Below are 20,225 nucleotides of genomic sequence, written 5' to 3' on the forward strand. Positions count from 1 at the left end.
TTTATATTTCAACACTTTGAGCGTGTTTAAATAACACGCTTCTTTTTTATGGTTAGACTGTGCTATTTTTAAACGGTATGATAAAGATACTTACAAAATATATGTTCAGAATGGTCGTGGGAGAATGGACGATAAATATTATGATGATTTACTAAATATAAAAACTGAAGGTGATCAAAAAGGATTTAATGAATCATTTCATTATCATCGATATGAGCCAACACCTTATAGTGCTCTAGAACAATTATTTAATCAATACACTATTTCAAGCAATGATCGAATAGTTGACTTCGGATGTGGAAAAGGGAGACTAAACTTCTATATTAATAGCTTATTTAATGTTACTGTAGTTGGCATTGAGATGAATGAAAGTTATTTTGATGAGGCTATTGAGAATAAAAAGAATTACATAAAGAAAAAAAAGATGAGTGAAGCCAAAATCTTGTTTTATTGCTGCTTGGCCGAAGATTATCAAATTAATACACTGGATAATCGTTTCTATTTTTTTAATCCATTTTCAATCCAAATTTTTATGAATATCATTAAGAATATTTTAATTTCAGTCGAGCGATCAAAACGAGAAGTTGAAATTATTTTGTATTATAGTTCTGATGACTATGTTTACTTTTTGGAAAAACAAACCGCCTTTGAATTAAAGCAAGAGATTAAATTGCAAGCTGCTTATAAAAAAAATCAATATGAAAGATTTTTAATCTATCGATTAACTTACTAAATTTTTTAGATTCAAGGATTTATTTGCCTTTATGGAGAATTTTTACAGTAGTGTAAATTAAATTGTCGGAAGGAAGCGTACGCATTGTATAACAAAAACATTAATCCCTTTTTTGAATCATTTAAAAATACAAATCAACAATTAGCAGGTCACGGATTTAGAAATGTTCAAATACTAAAAGATGCACTAAATGACTTTAGTGGTAATGAAGAAAGTGATCAGTACGGAGCAGGTAATTTTATTGAAGATTTTCAAGTGAAAATGGCAGAGTTTTTAGGAAAGGAATCAGCAGTATTTTTTCCTAGTGGTACAATGGCTCAGCAAATCGCATTACGAATTTGGTGTGACCAAAAAGGAATTAATAAAGTCGCTTACCATCCTTTGTCACATCTAGAAATTCATGAAGAAGATGGATTGAAGAAGCTACATAATATACAGCCTATTTTACTAGCAGATAAAAGTCGTGTTATTGAGCTAGAAGATGTTTTAGCAATGGGTGAAGAAATCTCTTGTTTATTGCTAGAATTACCACAAAGAGAAATTGGTGGCCAATTACCAACGTATGAAACATTAGAATCAATTTCCTCATACTGTCGTGAAAAGGGGATAAAATTGCATTTAGATGGTGCTAGATTAATGGAAATTCTCCCATACTATAAAAAGACAGCTACTGAAGTTTGTAGCTTATTTGATAGTGTGTATATGTCATTTTATAAGGGAATTGGGGGGATTGCAGGAGCGATTCTGGCTGGCGATGCTAATTTTATAAATGAATCAAAAATTTGGAAAAGACGACATGGCGGAGATTTAATTAGTCTTTATCCTTATATAATTAGTGCTGATTATAATTTTAATCAAAGAGCAAATAGGATGGAACAATATTATAAGAATGCAGTAGAGTTAGCCGAATTGTTTAATAGCTGTTACGTAATTCATACAGTCCCTACTGTTCCTGTTTCCAATATGTTTCATGTACATTATAATGCACCGATTGAAAAGATTAAACATATCATCCAATCTATTCAGGAGGAAACAAAAATTGGCATTACTGGTAACTTAAGACCAGTTAATGAGGAAGTTTGTTATTGCGAAATTAGTATTGGAGATCAGTATTCAACAATCTCTAAAGAGGCTCTCCACGGTTTATTTAAGAAATTAAATGATGAAATGAAATCACTTTAAAATCCAAATAAAAATAAAAAGGAGTTTGAATTACATGCAGAAAATTACCACGTTTTTAATGTTTGAAGGACAAGCAGAAGAGGCAATGAATTTTTATATGTCTTTATTTAAAGATTCAGAGGTTTTAAATATCACACGCTATGGAGCAGATATGGGTGAGTTTGAAGGGAAAGTTATACATGCTACTTTCACATTAAATGGCCAACAATTTATGTGTATTGATAGTACTGTTAAACACAAATTTACGTTTACACCAGCTGTTTCATTATATGTGACTTGTGAAACAAATGAAGAAATCGAAAATGCATACGAAAAATTAAGTCAAGGTGGAGCAGTATTAATGCCTCTACAGTCATATCCATTCAGTGAAAAATTCGTATGGGTGAGTGATAAATATGGTGTATCTTGGCAATTAACTCTTGTGAAAAAATAAATAATAAGAACAAAAATCGTGTCGTTACTATGACACGATTTTTTTATACTCTTAACAAATCAGATAATATTTTTATAATTTCAAGTTTAAAAACAGAAGATTTATTGCAAACTTTTACTATATGAATTTTTATAAAGGTGAGAGTTTGATATGAATGAAGTAAATATGATTTGTGAGAATGAATTTGATCTACAATTAATGAATAAATACGCAAGTTTAATGGCGTTAGGAAATGGTTACTTAGGTTTGCGCTCTTGTCATGAGGAGGATTATGAAGGGCAAACTAGAGGGATGTATGTAGCAGGAATTTACAATCAGTTATCTCCAAGCCAAATGACAAAGATTGTAAATCTTCCTGATTTAGTTGGAATGGAAATTGAAATCAATGGTGATATTTTTTCAAATGAGAGCGGGCAATTTGAATTTTATGATCGTAAATTAAATATGCTGACCGGCGAATTAATCAGAGAAGTAATTTGGAAGAATAAAGACGGAAATCGTTTCCACTTTTTGTTTCAGCGTTTCGTTTCAAAGGATGATTTACATTTATTTGCTTCAAAAGTGACTGTTACAGCTTTAGATTGTAATGCCTTAATTAAAATAAAAACGGGCATTAATGCGGAGTGTGTCAGTCAAGAGAAGAATGAACTAACAGAAGAACTAGTAAAAATACTCGATAAAAGAATTATGCACGGTGTTTATCAAACAACTGAGAGTAACCATAAAATTGCGATTGCAACATCTTGTATTTCACCAGATCAGAGTGAAGTTTCATTTTTTGCGCTAAATAATCAGCTTCTGACTTCTATTACACAAGAGCTTGTCGTTGAAAAATCCGTTAAGTTTGAAAAAATTAGCTCAATATTTACTTCGAATGATATGTTACGCGAAGAACCAGCTGCAGCTAGTGTTAATACTGTACAGAAATATTTATCAGAGGGCTACGATAAATTGAGAGATAGTACGACAATCAAGTGGCAGGATTTTTGGAAACAAAAAAGAATCGAAATTACTTCGAAGGACAAGGCAGATCAACTAGGCATAGATTTTTCTTTGTACCATATTGAAGCAATGACTCCTATTCATGATGATCGTATGAGTATAGGCTCGAGGGGGTTAACTGGTGAAGGCAATAATGGTTTAATATTTTGGAATACGGAGATGTTTATTTCACCATTTCACTTATTTACTGAACCAGAAATTTCTAAAAAATTACTTAGATATCGGTATCATCATATTCAGGAAGCGAAAGCAAATGCATCCTTATCTGGTTATGAGGGGGCATTATTTCCTTGGGCAAGTGCTTTTACTGGAAAAGAAGAATCACTTAAAAGTAGAGAGAACAGTAAGCGCTCTAATATCGTTCAAAACGCAAAATTGGCCAAAGCGTGTGAGCACGTTGTAGCAGATATTGCATTTTCAGTTGTTCAATACTATGAAAATACGTTAGATGAAAGCTTTATGGCTAGTGATGGTCTTGAACTACTTAAAGAAACAGCGAGATTTTGGGTTAGTCGCACGACCGATAAAGGTGGTGATTTGTTTATTAAAAATGTCATTGGACCAGATGAATTCACAGAACTAGTAGATAATAACGCGTATACGAATTACATGGCTTTTTTTAATGTGCAGAATGCGATGAATTTTATGGATAAATACAATGATCAAGATGCAGAATTAGCCCAAAAATGCAAAGATTTTCTAAAACAATTGTATTTACCACAACCTAATGATGAAAATATCATTCCACAAGATGATACATTTTTAAGCAAACCTGAAATTGACTTAACGGAATATAGACAATCCATTACAAGTCGGGAAATTTTATTAGATTATTCGCTTGAGGATTTAAATGAGTTACAAGTATTAAAACAAGCTGATGTCGTTTTGTTGCTCTATCTTTTCCCAGATTTATTTTCAACTGAAATCGTTAAAAAGAATTTGGAATACTATGAAGAGCGTACTGTTCATGATACTCCTATTAGTAAATCAATTCACGCAATTGTTGCTGCAAGATGTGACTATCCAGAGGAAGCTTACCAATTATTTCAAGAAGGATGTTTAATCGATTTAGGGCCGAATCCAAAATCATCAGATGAAGGAATTCACGCTGCCTCTATGGGAGTTAATTGGTTAGTAACAATTTTTGGTTTTGCAAATATTTCAATGGACATAAATCGTCTAAAGATTGATCCGAAATTACCTAAGAATTGGGAGAAAATAGCTTTTCCTTTCTTATGGCAAGGATCAAGACTTGAGATCACAATTGCCAAACGTACAATTACCATCACAAAGGAATCAGGGCCCCCTGTATCAGTAGAAATTAATGGTGAAACATATAATGTAACAGAAAAGATAAAAGTTTCTCTATAAGTGATAGAGAAGGAATAGATTATTGTTATAAAAATAGGCTCTGTTAATATTAATTGTTAATTTTAGTTAAATTCTGGACTAATTGAAATGTAAGGTACGAAGACTCCTATGGGAAATGCGGGAAACTTGAGACCCCTAAAGGCTTGCTTAAGGAGACTCAAGTCACGCCCTATGGAAAGCGAAGTACCTGGAATGGAAAATCAACATTCTTTTTTAACAGGGCCTAAAAATAAAAAAACAAAACAGCAGTCTTTCATTAAGACAATGTTTTGTTTTTTTATTTATCAAAATCTACTCTTCATACAATTCCAAAGGTAACCCATCAGGATCATGGAAAAATGTAAATCTTTTATTTGTTATCTCATCCATTCGAATTGGTTCTACATATACACCATTTTGCTTTAAAAATTGAATGCTTTCTTCAATATTAGTTACAGTAAATGCTAAATGACGTAAACCAACTGCTTCAGGATTAGTTTGTCTCTTTGGAGGGTTAGGAAATGAAAATAACTCAATTTGTCCATTATTTCCAACTCTTAAGTCCAGTTTATACGAGTCTCGATCCTCTCGATACGTTTCCTTAATTACCTGACAACCTAATAAATCTATGTAAAAATGCTTAGACAATTCATAATTAGCGCAAATAATAGCGACATGGTGGATACTCTTAATCTCCATCTTAAAACTCCTTCTTACTTCTAACTTATTCAAACTTTTCCTAGTTTACCATGATTAGTATATTTTTGAAAAAGGAATAGGCTTGGCAGTATAGTTCATAGGTTTAAGTGGAAAAATGAAAGTTGAACTGTAAATAGATCTTCAAAAAAAATAATGGGAATCATCTCCCATTAAGTTTTATCAATTTATCTTCTTCTCTTTTTATCGTCTTTTGCTAAAATTTGTACTTTTTTAATAACCTCTAGTTCAACTAATACATTTACGTGCTTATCATTTATTTGATTAACACTTAATACTTTACCTTTGCGACCTTTAATGAAAATAGCATCACCTTCAGAGGGAACATTTTTGAGCAGTTGGTTTAATAGTTCAACGTTTTTCTCAATATAATGAACTACAATCATATAGCTTCAACTCCTCTAATCTTTCTTATCTTTATACAATATTTAAAATGAAATAAAATAAGAACAAATTTTAGCTGATTATTTAACAATAAAGATTCATATATTAAACAATATTGGATGAATGTTTTACTTAAAAAACTAATAAATACTTTCTATTTCAAAAATTATTTAATACAATTTAAGAAAATAGCAGATTGTGAGGGAGCCAATGCATAAGAAAATTTTATCTATAATTGTGATAAGTATGCTTCTTGTAGGATGTCAGCGTGGCGATAAGTCTGTAAAAACTGTTAAAAATGAAGATAAAAATCCTTCGAATGAACATGTGATTGATAAAGGAGAAATTGATACGATTTATGCTCCTTTAAATGGGTTACCAATCAGCCAAGCAAGCGAACAAAGACCCGTTGCTGTCATGGTTAATAATTATCATTTAGCTAGACCACAAAGTGGATTAAGTAATGCTGACGTTGTTTATGAAATTTTAGCAGAAGGTGATATTACAAGATTTCTAGCAATTTTTCAAAGCAATATACCTGATAAAATTGGTCCTGTACGAAGTGCTAGAGATTATTACATTGATTTAGCAAATGGATATCATGCATTATTTATCTGTCACGGAAATAGCCCTAAAGCAAAACAAATGATGGATTCTGGGATGATTGACGCTTTAAACGGACTGATTTATGATGGTACATTATTTAAAAGAGATAAAACGAGAAAAGCACCTCATAATTCTTATATTTTAAAAGAAGGTATAGAAAAAGGTGTTACTCAAAGACATTACTCATACACTGAAAAAGTAACTCCATTAGACTTTACGCAGACAGACTTGGTTTTTGATAGCTCATGGAAAAATACATCTGAGGTTTCTATAAGATACTCTCATGACGCTAGAAATAATGTAACTTATAAGTATTCAAATTCAACAAAACAATTTCAGCGAATTCAAAACGGAATTGTAGCAAAGGATGCCTTAAACGGCAAAGAGCTCCAAATTAAGAATATTGTAATCGTTGAAGCTAGCCATAAAGTGATCGATAAAACAGGCCGACGTGCAATTGATATCGAACATGGTGGAAAAGGCTATTATATTGTTGATGGAAAATACATGGATATTCAATGGAAAAACGTAGATGGGAGAGTCATTCCGTTTAGACTAGATGGAACTGAAATAAAGCTTTCTCCAGGTCAAACTTGGATAAACTTTGTCCCAGCATTAAAGGATGTAACAATCAAATAGAGCGATTTTATAGCAGATAATTGTTTAAGTTATCTGCTTTTTAATTTGAATGAAAAAGTCGAACAGTTTGTGAACATCGCTTGAATAATGAGGAAAGTGGCTTAATTAAATGGAGAAGTGGCTCAATTAATGAGGAAAGTGGCTTAATTATGATGAGAGCGGCTCCATTAATAGTAAATGTCGCATAACAATTCTATGTTTGACCAAAAAAATCTACGATGTTACGATAAAAATTATTATTCGTTTATTTCTAGCATGAAGGGGGGAGTGAATGTGGCTGAAAAATTTGAAAACATAGGATTAGTAGAAGATCGGTATAAAAATCTAAAAGCGGACTGTGAGAGCTGCTTTGGCTTATGCTGTGTTGCATTACCATTTGCTGCTTCGGCTGACTTTGCTAATGATAAAATTGCTGGAAAACCATGTTATAATTTACAATCTGACTATCGATGTGGAGTTCATAATAATTTAAGAGAATTAGGTTTCAAGGGATGTACTGTTTTTGATTGCTTTGGTGCGGGACAAAAAGTATCACAAGTAACCTTCAATGGAAACGATTGGCGACAAAATCCTGAATTAGCCAATGAGATGTATGAAGTATTTCCGAAAATGAAGCAGCTTCATGAAATGCTTTGGTATTTAAATGAAAGTCTGATACTTACTGCTGCAAGTGAGATTCATCATGACATAAAAACAATATTAGAAGAAACTGAAAGATTAACACAAATGGATGCTAAGTTCATATTAAACTTAGACATTATACTACACCGTACAAAAGTTAACTCTGTACTTTTACGTGCAAGTGAACAATCAAGGGCAGAGGCTTTAAATAAATTTAAAAACAATAAGAAGTTGCGAGATGCTAATTTGAGTGGAGCGGATCTTACGGGCTGTATCTTTCTAACTCAAGCTCAAATTAACTCAGCAAAGGGAGATTATCATACGAAAATACCAGTGACACTTAGAAGACCGTCACATTGGTGAAACAAAAAAAATGAACCTTTTTTTAATGGTTCATTTTTAATTTGTTCACATACCAGGTCATAGCAATGAAATAACTGATAAAAGGAGAGGTTCCATAGCCGATAATCGGTACTGGGAAGTTTCCAAAAAAGCTTGAAAGAATGCAAATTGCTAAATAAGTCCCTAGACTATACGATAACAATTTTGCATTATTTGGAGGAACAAAGAAAAATGGCATTAGTAAAATTAAAAGTGAGATGATTGCAATGACTAGCCATCCAACTCCCATATCCTTTACTAAACTTAAGATGTCTTCAACATATGGCACTGGTGCAAGTTTATCTAAATGAGACCAGCTAAAGACTATTAAAATAATAAAGATAATCAGTACTAGTAATTGAGTTTTTTTATATTTTTTTACACCTAATAATAAAAACGCAATCGCAAACGTAAAAGCAGTTAGTTGTGATGCATCCGGTTGAAAATATAGTAATAGTGCAAAACATAGTATGAAACTAAAATTGATCCTAATTGCATTAGACTTCATTAAATTTGATAGTTGTATAATTAATAATGGGACGAATGCAATGGCAATATTAAGCCTTATAGGGCCAATGGCCAACCAGCGGTGTACACCATGTAATCCTTCATCAAAGAAGGTTAATAAAAGTAATATGAATATGCATGTAATTACAATGATATTTGTTTTAGTCTTTATAGTTTTTGGACCTCGTAACAAAACTAAAAAAGAGACTATTCCTCCTACAATTGAAATAACAATATTTTGTCCGTATATAGATGGGGATACTTGATTATTAATCATAGCAAATACGCCAATGATCATAGCGGGTAAAGTTAATAAGAGTGGTAGTAGATTTATTTTTTTTGAATTTAGCATCTTGTTCTAAACGGCCTTCCATTACGAAAAATTATCTTGTTCTGATGATGTTACATAGCTTCTCTAATCCATCGGATAAGTCAATTTCGCTAACAAGCGAATAACTAATACGAAATGAAGAAACATCTGTTTTATTATTATAACAAGCCACACCAGGCAAAAATGAAATATTTTCTTTATTAGCTTTTCTTAATAACTCAAAAATATCTAGATTGGATTCATGAAATGTCAGCCACAAATTAAAGCCACCATCAGGAATCCGGCAATATAGTTGATCACTAAGTGATGATAGTATGTCAACACTTGTATCACGTCGGATTTGTAGAGCAATGCGTAGTTTTTCAACGTGATTCCGCATTCGATCGGTTCGTAAAAATGGTAAAATCGCCTTTTGAGTTAGTAAAGGGCTTCCTACGTCCATTGAAGCTTTTATCGCTAGTAGCCATTCTAAGACTGGTCCATTTGCCAGCAATGCAGCAATTCTAATACCGGGTGCTAACGTTTTACTGAATCCTTTCATGTAGATGACATGATCTGATTGATCGTAATATTTAATCGGGAAATATTGAATTGATTGATCAAAATAAATATCACTAAATGAATCGTCTTCAAGAATAAAGAAATGATACTGTTGTGCTAGTTGAATTAATTCTTTTCTTCGATCATTACTCATTGAGATTCCTGTTGGGTTTTGAAAGGCAGGGTTAACATAAATTAATTTTGGCATAAATTTAATGCACAAGTCTTCTATTAAATCTGATCGAATTCCTTCTTCATCCATCTCGACTGGTATTATATGAATCCCTTTATTTATAAAAATATCAAGTGCACCACCGTAGCATGGACTTTCTACGATAATTGAATCGCCAGGTTTTAATAATGCTTGAGCTACTAAATCAATTCCTTGCTGCACTCCGCTTGTAATGATTAGATGATTAGCGCTACAGCGTATTTTTTGAAATTCAAATAAGTGATTAATAATTTCCGTTCTTAGTTCGAAATCTCCTTGAACAGGTCCGTAAGTTGTTAAAATAGAGGCATCATCTCTTAATAGCTTTTGCATTTCGTCTGCTAAAAATTTATTAGGAAGTAGACGTGGGTAGACAACTGCTTTCGAAAAATCATATTTTAGCTGTTCTCTATTTATTAAATATTGGGACCGGACAATATTGATTCCTAAAGTCTGTTGCCAGTTAGAACTTGAATCTACTTGCACCATTTTATTCACTTTCTTTTTTATAAATACTCCTTTACCTTGTTCTACCGTGACATAGCCTTGTGACTCTAACCATTTATACGCCTTTCTAACTGTTAAAACGCTTATTGAAAGTTCATCAGCCAAAATCCGTATTGATGGTAATTTCTCGTTAGGCATAAGTAGACCACTTTGAATGCTACCTGCAATCTGGGTACTTATTTGTAGATAGATTGGAACTGTTGATTTTTTATGGACTTGAATTTTCATCATTTCACCACTAGTTTTTAAGTAATAAGTTATTAAAAAAAAGATCAATCGTCAATGGGGAAAACAGCTAACTGTTATATGCTCTATTATACTGTTATACTCCGACTTTAATATAATACTTTTATCAAAGGGGTGATGAAATGATTATTATTAATTATTTGGTTATTTGTATTATTTTCGGTACAACTTTTCTTGCAATAAAATTTGGCATTGAGTCAGGGGTTTCACCTTTATTTTCAGCCGGAATTCGATTTACTATTGCTGGACTGATTGTCATATTATATTTTCTTCTTAAAGGGCAAAACGTGAAGAAATTTATTTTGTCAAAACGACTAATGTATATTGGATTTTGCTTAACTTTTATGACATTTTCAACACTATATTGGGCTGAACAGTATATAACATCAGGGTTAGCTGCAGTTTTGTCTGCAACTGGTCCTATGATGATTTTACTTTTTCAATTAAGACGTAATAATAAGGGAATTGAACGTAAACAGTTAATAGCGTTAGTAATGGCTTTTGCTGGTGTGATATTCGTTTGTTTACCTGGGATTAGCCAGCATATCTCTTACTTATGGGTGGTAGGTTGTATCGCAGTATTAATAGGGGAAGCATTTTACGGATTAGGTTCTATTACTTCAAAGGAAGTCTTAACTGATTTTAATCGTATATCGCCATTTTTAATCAATGCTTTTCAAATGCTATATGGTGGAATATTTCTTCTTCTTTTTTCATTTGTAATAGAAAAACCGAAAATTTCAATTTTAAGTTCTTGGGATGCACAGTGGCCTATATTGTACCTTATTATTATAGGTTCAATTGGGGGACATGGTTTGTACAGTTGGTTATTAGCGAAAACGAACCCAGTCTTTCCATCAACATGGCTTTATGTATCCCCATTAATTGCAAGTGTATTAGGCTATTTCGTAATGGACGAACCAATTAAACCAATCATGGCAATTGGTGGAATATTAATCTTATCTGGTGTATTCATTGCAAATTGGTCTACTTTTTCTATGTATAGAAAGCAAGGGATGCTTTTAAAAAAAGAAGTGGAAGTTTCAAAGTAAGGTTTGCACCTTGGTGTGTAGTTTCTAGCGACCGCCTATTTGTGAGAAATACGAACAAAATATGTACTTTGTTCATAAACCTGTGAACTTGGTGCATAAAGTATTATTTTTTGTTCATAAACTGTAGATTTTTGTTTATAAGGCAGCGGCTTTTGTTCATAAAATGCTTGCCCGTTGAATATGGCTTCTTTAAGTAGTGGTAATCCTCTACATTTTTAAATGAACAAACAAAGAAAATCCACAAGGAAATTGAATATCTTGTGGATTTTTAAGCATTTTAATTTGGTTTTTGGACAAATGCCCATATGTAACCGTCTGGATCTCGTAAGCAAAATTCCTTATAGCCCCAAGGTTGAATAATAGGTTCTGTGATCACTTTTTCTCCATTTGAGAAATCTAATGGAGTCAATTCTTTTTCTATTATGTTTTCAAAAAGTGGCTCAACTTCTTTTACTACTAATTGAAAGACTGCATCAGTATTTGATTGTACATCAGTAGGATGGAGCATTATTTCGCCATCACCAACTTTGAACCAAAACATACCCTCGTGTTCCCTTAAATATTCAAATCCAACTTTTTCATACCAGTTCTTAGAAGAGTTTGTATCTTTGCAAAAAATTACAATATCTAAAACTCCGTTCATTTTAACTCATCTCCTTTAACTATTTACTCTATTACCTATTCTTTGTGGACAATACCCTGACCTTTTTTTATTTAGGCTCTGTTATAAAAGATTGTTGATTTTCTTATTCAAGTAAAGCAGTGCTTATATACAGTATCAACTCTAAAAAGATTGATAGAATGCACCTTTTATTTTTGTTTACATGAAAGCATTGATAAGTGGTTAAGGACTTGACTTGGAGCCTCTGTGGGCATGATTAGTTTTAAAGGCTGAAGCAGATGTTTCAGTTGGCGTACAAGCCTATCATACCCACCTCTCCAAATAAAGTCCTATCGTTGTTTACGTTAATAACTATAATTACTTACTGAATATAATAAGTAAACAAAGTTAGAAATAAGCTGATTTTGTTTCGTTATTTACTATGAATACGGTCAAAAATCATACTGTATATAATGGCAGAATAGTTCAACAAGGATAATGGTTATACGTGGTAAAATATAAAAGGAATGTTTGTTTAACTTACAAGGGGGTGTTAAAGTGCAAGATAACAAAGAAACTCCTGATCGAAAAAGAGAGAGATTAAGACAAAAAGAATTAAAAAGAAATCCGACAGTTAGTCTGAACGATGCTTTTAATAGAGCAAACAGTGGCAGTCTTGTGGATTTATTAGGTAGTATAGGTTGGAAAGGTACGGGGTTACTTATTCTTGTACTTATAATGGGAGTTATAATTGCTTCAATTTTCTTTAAGTAACGGGGGCTATAATTTCACAACAATTGGGACTGTTAGCGGCAGACCTTTTTTCAATACCGTTATACAACTTACACATTGATTTAGTTATACAAAATGATCGACGATTTGTCGGTCATTATTTATTCAACATAATGGCAGGTTAGTTCAAGAAGGAAAATCTTTACTCAAAGCGAATTTATTATAAATTCAATTGCCCATTTAGCATTGGTAAATGGGGGAAAAGGCGGATGTTCGAGTGATAAATATGTAGATACACTAATTACGCTATTCAATAACATTCCTGAACCAGACACACTAAAAAGGCTTAAAAAGCCTATTGAAAATATATTCGATAAAGGCAATTACAAAAAAGTACATATCACTTTTGGATACCCATATTTAAGACCAATATTAGAAGAATCTTTTTTCAAAATGGATTCTTTTTATTTTCCGTAAAATAAAGGCTTATTCAATATCTCGTTCTAACTATATTTTAAACCAACATGTACACCTTTTATTTATTCTTCTCCAGACTAATTTTCAATAGATTATGAAACTTTCTAACTATTTTACAATTATAATCAAACCGTTTATAACCTCCCTTCGTTTCCTTTAATAGTACTAATAAAAATCATGTATGAAATGGAGGAAGAATTATGAAGAAGACCGTGTTCCTATCAGCTCTACTGCTCTTTGTCATTATGGCTACAGGATTGTCAGCCTATGCAAAAATGGACCGAAAGCCAGCGTTCCAGGCGACACCAAATTCTAGCCAAAGTGATCATGTCATCCGGGTGTACGGACCAGGCGGACCACTTGGACCGATTAAGGAAGCTGCTGAACATTTTTCAGCTGAAACGGGAATCAAGGTGGAAGTAACAGCCGGACCAGAGGGCAATTGGATCGGCCAGGCAAAGCAAGATGCAGATATTATTTTCGGTGGCTCCGAGTATATGCTGCAGGACTTCATCTTTAACCACCCCGAAATGATCGACACTAAATCACGTACGGAGCTTTACCCGCGTGCCGTAGGAATATTGGTGAGGAAAGGAAATCCTAAGAAGATTGAAAGTCTGGAGGATTTGACGAAAAAAGGAGTAAAAATTATCGATGTGAATGGGGCCGGCCAGCTTGGCCTGTGGGAAGACCTGGCAGGCAGAAAAGGGCTGATTGAAGGCATTTCCCAAAATATTATCCTTTCTGTAAAGTCTAGTGCCGAAGCCATTGAACGATGGAAATCGAATTCCAGCCTGGACGCCTGGATTACCTATGAATCGTGGCGTTACCGGCTCCAGGATGTGACCGACCTGGTCGAACTGCCCGAAGAAGAAAAGCTCTATCGTGGAACGCCAATCGCCCTAACGAAAATCACCGATCAGAAAAAAGAGGCACAGCAATTTATTGATTATTTAAGAACGGAAGAATCTCACCAAATCTTTCAAAAATGGGGCTGGAAGTAAGGATGAGCCTTAAATCTAAAAAACTGGAAGGAAAGTTTGTGAAGAAATGTACTTAAACTAACGGGGTGCATTAGTTGAACAACGAATGGCTGCTTCGGCGGTCTTTTTTAACGAACTAAATGGCAGGTTAGTTTAAGTGCAAAGATTTACAAATTGAGTAGGATAGAATGAAATGTGGTAACCAAGCCACTCATATTAGACTGTAAATCACTATTGATAATATTTGCATTCGTGCTAAGATTTTAGGTACTAAACAGTATTTTAATAAAAAACTAAATACTTCTATTAAAAGATAGCAAGCAATTAATTTAAAAAAGAAGTTTGTTGTCTTTATTTAATTCTGCCTAAAAAAGTAACAAAACCTACTGTAAGTATAATTTTGAAGTAGTGGTTTGACAGTTTCGTTCATATCAGTTGAACAAGAAACGATGTTGTTTTATGTCCCGTGGTCAGGATACGCTAAGCTCATTTTTCATGATAAAGTCTTATTCGGTATGAAGGGCGATAGCATAACGTTGTTTGTCAATGACCGTTACTAGCGACAACATGGAAACTATAATAAGTAAATAAACAATTGAAATAATGATGAAAGACTAGCCGTAAGTTTGGGCTAGTCTTTTTCATGATTATAAGGTTTAACTTCTATTAGAAAAGTTAGAAGGCGAAGAAATACCAGTATTGGCACGGATTCTTCGTATCATGAATAGTTTTGATGCAATAACATTGACCGCTATTATCGTGAAAAAATAGACTTTATTGGTACGTTGGAAGAAATTGAACAATGTTCTAGTAACTTTATGATCCTTACTTTTCTGACCAATTCATTATATTACAGAATAGAAATGATGATGTTATTGAATAAAAAAGTTCTTTACTGAATTTAAAATATCCAGAATTAAATTGGTTAACTTATAATGCTATAAGTATTGGGGGTTTTTATTTAGCCTAAAATACCATTTTCTTATTCAATATAGTGTGGTGCATAAATCATAGCTTTGGACCTTTTTTTTAGACCATTTTTTCAATGAGTTTTTTTTCCAAGTTACCTGGTAAAATTCCTCACTTTCTATTCACCAGTGAATTTATAACATCTATAAGAAAATCCTCCTAATTACCCCAAAATTATAAGTAAGTATTTTTATTAGAATTATTATTTCGCCAATATTTATAACCTAATATTACAATATAATACTAATTTCATGGTAAATAATGTTTTTTTGACATTTTTCATCGTGAAATTGTCAAAAAATGTATGTATAGATTCGTGAGAAATCCCCCAATTTACTAACACTTAGGATGAATGTACGATTTAAGTTGTACTAACTACTATACAAGGGGGTAAGGAAATGAGCGAAGAAAAAGGCTTCAATCTATTTAAAATAGCTTTATCAGCAATAGTTTGCTCTTTACTTGTGTTTGGACTGATTCTGACTGGCATTAAAGTGAATGTAAAGGCGGATTCAAATGAGAAATACAATTACAATCGAGTTTTGAGTTCCTTTGATGATCAAGGGGCACAAGGTTTGGTAAAGCAGTATATTCAGTTTTTACAGGATCCTACATATAATCCAGGGATAGCAAATAAGAGTACTTATATGCCAAATCTTAAAAATGCAGCTACTTTTGTAAATTCAGATTTCAATATAAAACCATCTATTTTTGCTTCATTAAGGTCTGTGAACACATCGGTTCTAGACAAGACACGTAATTTTCTATGGGTCGGAACAGACAAAGGGGTTACGATGACTAATCTTAAGAGTAAAAAGATAAAAAGCTATACAAAGGCAGATGGGAGCTTACTTGATGATAAGGTCCTTCTTTTAATAAATGATGGGCATGAAGGGGTTTATGCTATAACTGAAACTGGTGTATCACATCTAATTCATAAATAGGAGGATAGCAAATCGATGAAGAAAATCTCAAAAAAAATGCTAGTAATTGGATTAACGAGTGTTCTACTCCCATTGCAAGTTTTTGCGCAAGATAATGCTCCAAGTAGCACTCCAACGAGTGCAAAATATAAACCTATAAAACTAGAAGCAGTTCGTACAAAAGAAACCACTTATTTTAAGATTGGGGATCCTGCTATCCCAACAAATCTGAATTGGATCACAAACTCTCAAGCACTAGACTTTCTTCCAACCTCGGTAATTGGAGACGTCAATAGCACAATCAAAGATGCGGACGGTGTTTATTGGATTGGGACAAAAACAGGTTTACAACGTGTTGATTTTAGTGAAAAAGATGAAAGAGATATTGTTCAATATTTTGCAGGTCCAAGATATCTTTATGGTGGAGACGACAATGTACTACAGCTTGCAACTGATGGAGACGGTGGCATTTGGGTAAAAAACGAGTTTGGTGTAACTCATATTGCAATGCCTAAGAAGACTTTGAAAGAAAAAGCAGACTATATGGAAAAGTTTGTATCAGTAGTTGATCGTCGTGGAAATATTGCAGATCCTTCATTCACTTTTACTGAAACTGATTCAAATAAAAAGTATGTAGATTACAATTCTCCTACAGGTACTTTTGCCGGTAATCCTGGGCCAGTTGATAATGATAATCTTTGGACAGCATATTATGGAATTGGAGAAACTTATCGTTACCTAACTTTAAAGCGTGAATACGGAAAAAATCCTACTTCGGCGCAAAGCGCAGAAATACAAGCAGCAAAAGATGCCGCTATTAGGGCTACAAAAGCTGTGCTTTTATTAAACTATGTTTCAGGACGTGACAATGGATTCCCAGTTAGAACATATGCATTAACGAGTGAATTGCCAGGTAGCACAGATTTTGGCTACCAAACACAGGGTGGCCTATGGTTTAAATACATCATGGATGGATCACCTAATCCAAACAGTATTATTCCAAGTATGCAAAGATCTGACAAACAACCAATTGGTTATTCCTTAGTTCGAGTGACAAAAGATGCACAAACAAAATTTGGGGATCAACTTTATACTGGTGCAGATCAAAATGATCCAAAGAGTTTTAACGGGTATCAATTAACTAAAGAAGCAATTGAAGAGCTTAATAAAACGCGTCCAGAAGGGCAAAAACTAGGTACAGATATTTATGTGCTTGACGCTAATGGAAATAAACAGGTGATGCCTGTAATTACAAATGCATCAAACAAAAATACGGCAAAAGATGATAAAACAACGAATGCAACAAATAAACCATTATTCCAATTAACCGTTCCAGTCTATGAAAAAATACCACAATTTTTTAATGATTTATTCCCAAAAAGTGCAATCGCAAATGATGGTTATATTGATTTAAACCAAATCGCTTACAAAGCCGACACGTCTTCTGACGGAATAGCAGGGGTTTATGCAATGTATTACACTGCTTATACTCTACTTTGCGACGATTCAACACCAGAGTTAATTCAAATGAAAGACCTAATTGAAGATGCAACGGTGAAAATGACAAATCTCCTATTAAAGAATGATAACTATTATATTGAGGATGCAACCGGAAAGAGTACGCAATGGGCGAAATGGTCAGCAAAATATGTCAATGATAACATTGGTCTCATAAAGCAACAGCCTCTTTGGAAGGACAATGTCGGTGTTTATCCAGATGGAACGGATGCATTGTCTTATGGCTTTGAAGATGGACCACTAAAGGCTTTAGATCTAATGGCTATTTTGAAAACAGCAGCTACTGTGTCAAAAGAAAAATATCCTACCGACCATCAGAAGTTCAAATCTGCTTATGATTTAACTTATGATTCAACATTTAGTTCTGAAGCACCTTATGTAAACGGGAAAGGCTATATAAATATGGCGCAAGAATATAAAAAGCGTCGTCTCATTCGTCAAGCAACATGGGGTTATAACCTCACTGGAAGTACAAAAGAAATAGTTACTTATGACAATATCTTTTCTTTATATACTGGTGACGTACAAGAAGATTCAAATCTTAACGGCACCGTACACAATGATTGGACACAATACATTAATTACTCCGATGAGCAGCTTTGCTGGTTCCCAGTCTATCAGCTGATTATGCAAGAAAAAGATCCAGTAAGACACAATCAGATTACTGATGCATTCAGTCAATGGTATGAAAACGAAAAACGTGAGGAGAATCCTTTCTATACGTTCTTGTATCAACTAGCAAAACCAGATGACACTACAGTTGATTTAAAATCAGCTGCGAGGTATTTAAATAGAACGCCTGCATTGAAGATAAATTTCGATTCTCAATACGATCGACAAGATGTTTTCTATATTGAACCAAATGATCGAGATGGCGGAAGGGCACAAACGAACTACCCATTGCCACTTGATGAAAAAAATGTTCATAAGAACAACATAAATCCGTTCCAACGAACTAAGAATGGTGTAATTTATTCAAAAAATCCGAACTATAACTATAAAGCTGGAACAATGTTCAGTAGTAGCACCTACACATTACCATACTGGTTTGGACGCTATTTTGAAATGATTGAAGAAGTGAAATAGTTGGAGTAGAGGTTGGGTCAATTCAGTATATAAAAAAATTAGCGAGAACTATCTAGGGTAGTTGTCTTGAAGAAGAAATTGTAACTCCATGAAAAGTAGGTGACTTAAAAACATATTTTTACTTTTCATACGTTTTTGTGGCGTCTTCCCTCGACATACCTTAGAGGAGGATTTCTCGCTTTTTTTTTAGAGGTGACAAATGGTGAATTGAACTCTTTTCCAATCATCTTTAATAAGATATTCCCCAAAGGTACTCGAATTGTGACCTAGCCTATAATTTGTATTAAGTGTTATTTCTCAATATTTTAAACTTTCAATTTAAACTAGATAGTTGAGAAATTTTAAAAGATTCATTTTGAAATACAGATTAGTGTACTAAATGTTGAAGTTAAGACATCAGTGCGAAACTTTAACATTTTTGCAAATATATTAGTTTACCATTTATTAGGAAAGGGAGAGGTTAGGTTACATGGGGAAAAATAGAAACAGAAAAATGTTAAGCGTATTAACCGCGAGCGTGGCTTCTGCAGTACTATAGGGAACAGGTACTATTGATTCTTTACCTTATAATGACAGGGGCAACTGTTACTTACGACCCGATATTTAAAAAAGATGTTCTCGTTCTTACTGGGGAAGGTCATCGAGGCGCCCCATCCTCTGAAGCAAGGGTAAGTGTGAATTCAAGTATTTTTAATGTCCAACAGCTTTCTATTGAAACTGCATTTTCTATTGATTCAGACATTCATCCTTGGACGTTGCCTGGTTCTACAAAAGGGGATAAAGTTCACGATAACGGCATAGAGGCGTACATTTTAAGCACTTATGAAAATGGAGGTTACGCACTATATTACAACTATACTGACAAGAAACTTCACTTTTCGATGTATGGAGCTAAGGCAGATGATTATGAGGGTCTAGCAGCACCAATCAGTTTAGGCGTTCCACACCATGTTGCGATTACTTTCGATCAAAATCAGTTAAAAATGTTCCTAGATGGACAACTTGTAGCTACCGAAACGGCTCGATACACGGATGACTCTCCAATGGGGCTACTAATGAATCCAACTATGGACTTGTTTATCGGAGCAGATTCAGAGGGGTTCCAAGACAGATACAATTTCTTCAAAGGTAAAGTTAGCTATGTAAATATTTTTGACAGAGGGATTAGTGATGCAGAAGTAGCAATTGATTACCAAAATTTTGTGGCGTCCTTAAATGGAATCACTCCTGTATTTGACCAGCAATAACAGAAAATCCAGCTCCAGCAACCTATTTGCAAAATAGTAAATTAGGATGATGGTTGACCCTTCCACCATCAAACACAGCGATACTTGGAGCTCTACTAGTATAATAGAAGAAGATATTCTAAGGTTGTTCAGTAGAGATACAGAGCTATGCGATAAGGTGTCCTATGGCAAAAGAAGCCATAGGACACTTGTCACATTTTGAGGAAGTTCCATTAGGTTCAAAATAAGTCAATTATATAGTTGAACT

17 protein-coding genes are annotated in these 20,225 nt (G+C 33.6%); 12 read left to right on the forward strand and 5 right to left on the reverse strand.

The window, feature by feature from the left end:
* The first annotated feature begins 124 nt into the window (after positions 1-124).
* The 4 genes from COC46_RS00295 to COC46_RS00310 all read left to right on the forward strand — a co-directional run bounded on the left by COC46_RS00295 (position 125) and on the right by COC46_RS00310 (position 4,721).
* Positions 125-733, forward strand: coding sequence for a methyltransferase (locus COC46_RS00295; protein WP_098807789.1), 609 nt, complete (start codon positions 125-127; stop codon positions 731-733).
* An 84-nt stretch (positions 734-817) separates the two neighbouring features.
* Positions 818-1,915: a threonine aldolase family protein gene (locus tag COC46_RS00300; protein WP_098807790.1), complete on the forward strand. Its 1,098-nt coding sequence runs from the start codon at positions 818-820 to the stop codon at positions 1,913-1,915.
* 34 nt (positions 1,916-1,949) lie between these two features.
* Positions 1,950-2,348: a VOC family protein gene (locus tag COC46_RS00305; RefSeq protein WP_098807791.1), complete on the forward strand. Its 399-nt coding sequence runs from the start codon at positions 1,950-1,952 to the stop codon at positions 2,346-2,348.
* A gap of 150 nt (positions 2,349-2,498) precedes the next feature.
* Positions 2,499-4,721: a glycoside hydrolase family 65 protein gene (locus COC46_RS00310; protein WP_098807792.1), complete on the forward strand. Its 2,223-nt coding sequence runs from the start codon at positions 2,499-2,501 to the stop codon at positions 4,719-4,721.
* 291 nt (positions 4,722-5,012) lie between these two features.
* Here the strand turns inward: COC46_RS00310 and gloA2 are convergent, their stop codons facing one another.
* Positions 5,013-5,399, reverse strand: coding sequence for an SMU1112c/YaeR family gloxylase I-like metalloprotein (gene gloA2 / locus COC46_RS00315; protein WP_098807793.1), 387 nt, complete (start codon positions 5,397-5,399; stop codon positions 5,013-5,015).
* A gap of 185 nt (positions 5,400-5,584) precedes the next feature.
* Positions 5,585-5,803: a hypothetical protein gene (locus COC46_RS00320; protein WP_098807794.1), complete on the reverse strand. Its 219-nt coding sequence runs from the start codon at positions 5,801-5,803 to the stop codon at positions 5,585-5,587.
* Positions 5,804-6,011: 208 nt separating this feature from the next.
* Between COC46_RS00320 and COC46_RS00325 the strand changes: the two genes are divergently transcribed.
* Positions 6,012-7,046: a DUF3048 domain-containing protein gene (locus COC46_RS00325; RefSeq protein ID WP_098807795.1), complete on the forward strand. Its 1,035-nt coding sequence runs from the start codon at positions 6,012-6,014 to the stop codon at positions 7,044-7,046.
* Positions 7,047-7,301: 255 nt separating this feature from the next.
* On the forward strand, positions 7,302-8,030 hold the full coding sequence (locus COC46_RS00330; protein WP_098807846.1) for a hypothetical protein: 729 nt from the start codon (positions 7,302-7,304) through the stop codon (positions 8,028-8,030).
* Between the two features lie 22 nt (positions 8,031-8,052).
* Here the strand turns inward: COC46_RS00330 and COC46_RS00335 are convergent, their stop codons facing one another.
* Entirely contained in the window at positions 8,053-8,907 is an 855-nt protein-coding gene (locus COC46_RS00335) for an FtsW/RodA/SpoVE family cell cycle protein (RefSeq protein WP_098807796.1), read from the reverse strand.
* 31 nt (positions 8,908-8,938) lie between these two features.
* Positions 8,939-10,372, reverse strand: a complete 1,434-nt coding sequence (gene pdxR, locus COC46_RS00340; RefSeq protein ID WP_098807797.1) for a MocR-like pyridoxine biosynthesis transcription factor PdxR — start codon at positions 10,370-10,372, stop codon at positions 8,939-8,941.
* 140 nt (positions 10,373-10,512) lie between these two features.
* Here pdxR and COC46_RS00345 point away from each other — a divergent pair, with 140 nt between their 5' ends.
* On the forward strand, positions 10,513-11,442 hold the full coding sequence (locus COC46_RS00345) for a DMT family transporter (protein WP_098807798.1): 930 nt from the start codon (positions 10,513-10,515) through the stop codon (positions 11,440-11,442).
* A gap of 277 nt (positions 11,443-11,719) precedes the next feature.
* On the opposite strand, the gene COC46_RS00350 is transcribed toward COC46_RS00345, so the two are convergent.
* Positions 11,720-12,085, reverse strand: coding sequence for a VOC family protein (locus tag COC46_RS00350; RefSeq protein ID WP_098807799.1), 366 nt, complete (start codon positions 12,083-12,085; stop codon positions 11,720-11,722).
* A gap of 516 nt (positions 12,086-12,601) precedes the next feature.
* Between COC46_RS00350 and COC46_RS00355 the strand changes: the two genes are divergently transcribed.
* The 5 genes from COC46_RS00355 to COC46_RS00375 all read left to right on the forward strand — a co-directional run bounded on the left by COC46_RS00355 (position 12,602) and on the right by COC46_RS00375 (position 19,978).
* Positions 12,602-12,817 (forward strand): DUF6366 family protein, encoded by a 216-nt coding sequence (locus COC46_RS00355; protein ID WP_098807800.1) that lies wholly within the window; start codon positions 12,602-12,604, stop codon positions 12,815-12,817.
* 635 nt (positions 12,818-13,452) lie between these two features.
* Complete coding sequence (locus COC46_RS00360) at positions 13,453-14,256, forward strand: extracellular solute-binding protein (RefSeq protein ID WP_098807801.1); 804 nt, start codon at positions 13,453-13,455, stop codon at positions 14,254-14,256.
* Between the two features lie 1,346 nt (positions 14,257-15,602).
* Positions 15,603-16,148: a hypothetical protein gene (locus COC46_RS00365; protein WP_098807802.1), complete on the forward strand. Its 546-nt coding sequence runs from the start codon at positions 15,603-15,605 to the stop codon at positions 16,146-16,148.
* Between the two features lie 15 nt (positions 16,149-16,163).
* Positions 16,164-18,731, forward strand: a complete 2,568-nt coding sequence (locus COC46_RS00370; RefSeq protein ID WP_098807803.1) for a hypothetical protein — start codon at positions 16,164-16,166, stop codon at positions 18,729-18,731.
* A gap of 551 nt (positions 18,732-19,282) precedes the next feature.
* Complete coding sequence (locus tag COC46_RS00375) at positions 19,283-19,978, forward strand: LamG domain-containing protein (RefSeq protein ID WP_141550855.1); 696 nt, start codon at positions 19,283-19,285, stop codon at positions 19,976-19,978.
* Positions 19,979-20,225 lie beyond the last annotated feature (247 nt).

Source organism: Bacillus sp. AFS041924, assembly GCF_002577195.1.
GTDB lineage: Bacteria > Bacillota > Bacilli > Bacillales > Bacillaceae_G > Gottfriedia.

Excerpts from the sequence above, each read along its gene's own strand:
- COC46_RS00295 (WP_098807789.1), top strand. The coding sequence starts at position 125 with ATGGACGATAAATATTATGATGATTTACTAAATATAAAAACTGAAGGT.
- COC46_RS00305 (WP_098807791.1), top strand. The coding sequence starts at position 1,950 with ATGCAGAAAATTACCACGTTTTTAATGTTTGAAGGACAAGCAGAAGAG.
- COC46_RS00310 (WP_098807792.1), top strand. The coding sequence starts at position 2,499 with ATGAATGAAGTAAATATGATTTGTGAGAATGAATTTGATCTACAATTA.
- gloA2 (WP_098807793.1), bottom strand. The coding sequence starts at position 5,399 with ATGGAGATTAAGAGTATCCACCATGTCGCTATTATTTGCGCTAATTAT.
- COC46_RS00320 (WP_098807794.1), bottom strand. The coding sequence starts at position 5,803 with ATGATTGTAGTTCATTATATTGAGAAAAACGTTGAACTATTAAACCAA.
- COC46_RS00325 (WP_098807795.1), top strand. The coding sequence starts at position 6,012 with ATGCATAAGAAAATTTTATCTATAATTGTGATAAGTATGCTTCTTGTA.
- COC46_RS00330 (WP_098807846.1), top strand. The coding sequence starts at position 7,302 with ATGAAGGGGGGAGTGAATGTGGCTGAAAAATTTGAAAACATAGGATTA.
- COC46_RS00335 (WP_098807796.1), bottom strand. The coding sequence starts at position 8,907 with ATGCTAAATTCAAAAAAAATAAATCTACTACCACTCTTATTAACTTTA.
- pdxR (WP_098807797.1), bottom strand. The coding sequence starts at position 10,372 with ATGAAAATTCAAGTCCATAAAAAATCAACAGTTCCAATCTATCTACAA.
- COC46_RS00345 (WP_098807798.1), top strand. The coding sequence starts at position 10,513 with ATGATTATTATTAATTATTTGGTTATTTGTATTATTTTCGGTACAACT.
- COC46_RS00350 (WP_098807799.1), bottom strand. The coding sequence starts at position 12,085 with ATGAACGGAGTTTTAGATATTGTAATTTTTTGCAAAGATACAAACTCT.
- COC46_RS00360 (WP_098807801.1), top strand. The coding sequence starts at position 13,453 with ATGAAGAAGACCGTGTTCCTATCAGCTCTACTGCTCTTTGTCATTATG.
- COC46_RS00365 (WP_098807802.1), top strand. The coding sequence starts at position 15,603 with ATGAGCGAAGAAAAAGGCTTCAATCTATTTAAAATAGCTTTATCAGCA.
- COC46_RS00370 (WP_098807803.1), top strand. The coding sequence starts at position 16,164 with ATGAAGAAAATCTCAAAAAAAATGCTAGTAATTGGATTAACGAGTGTT.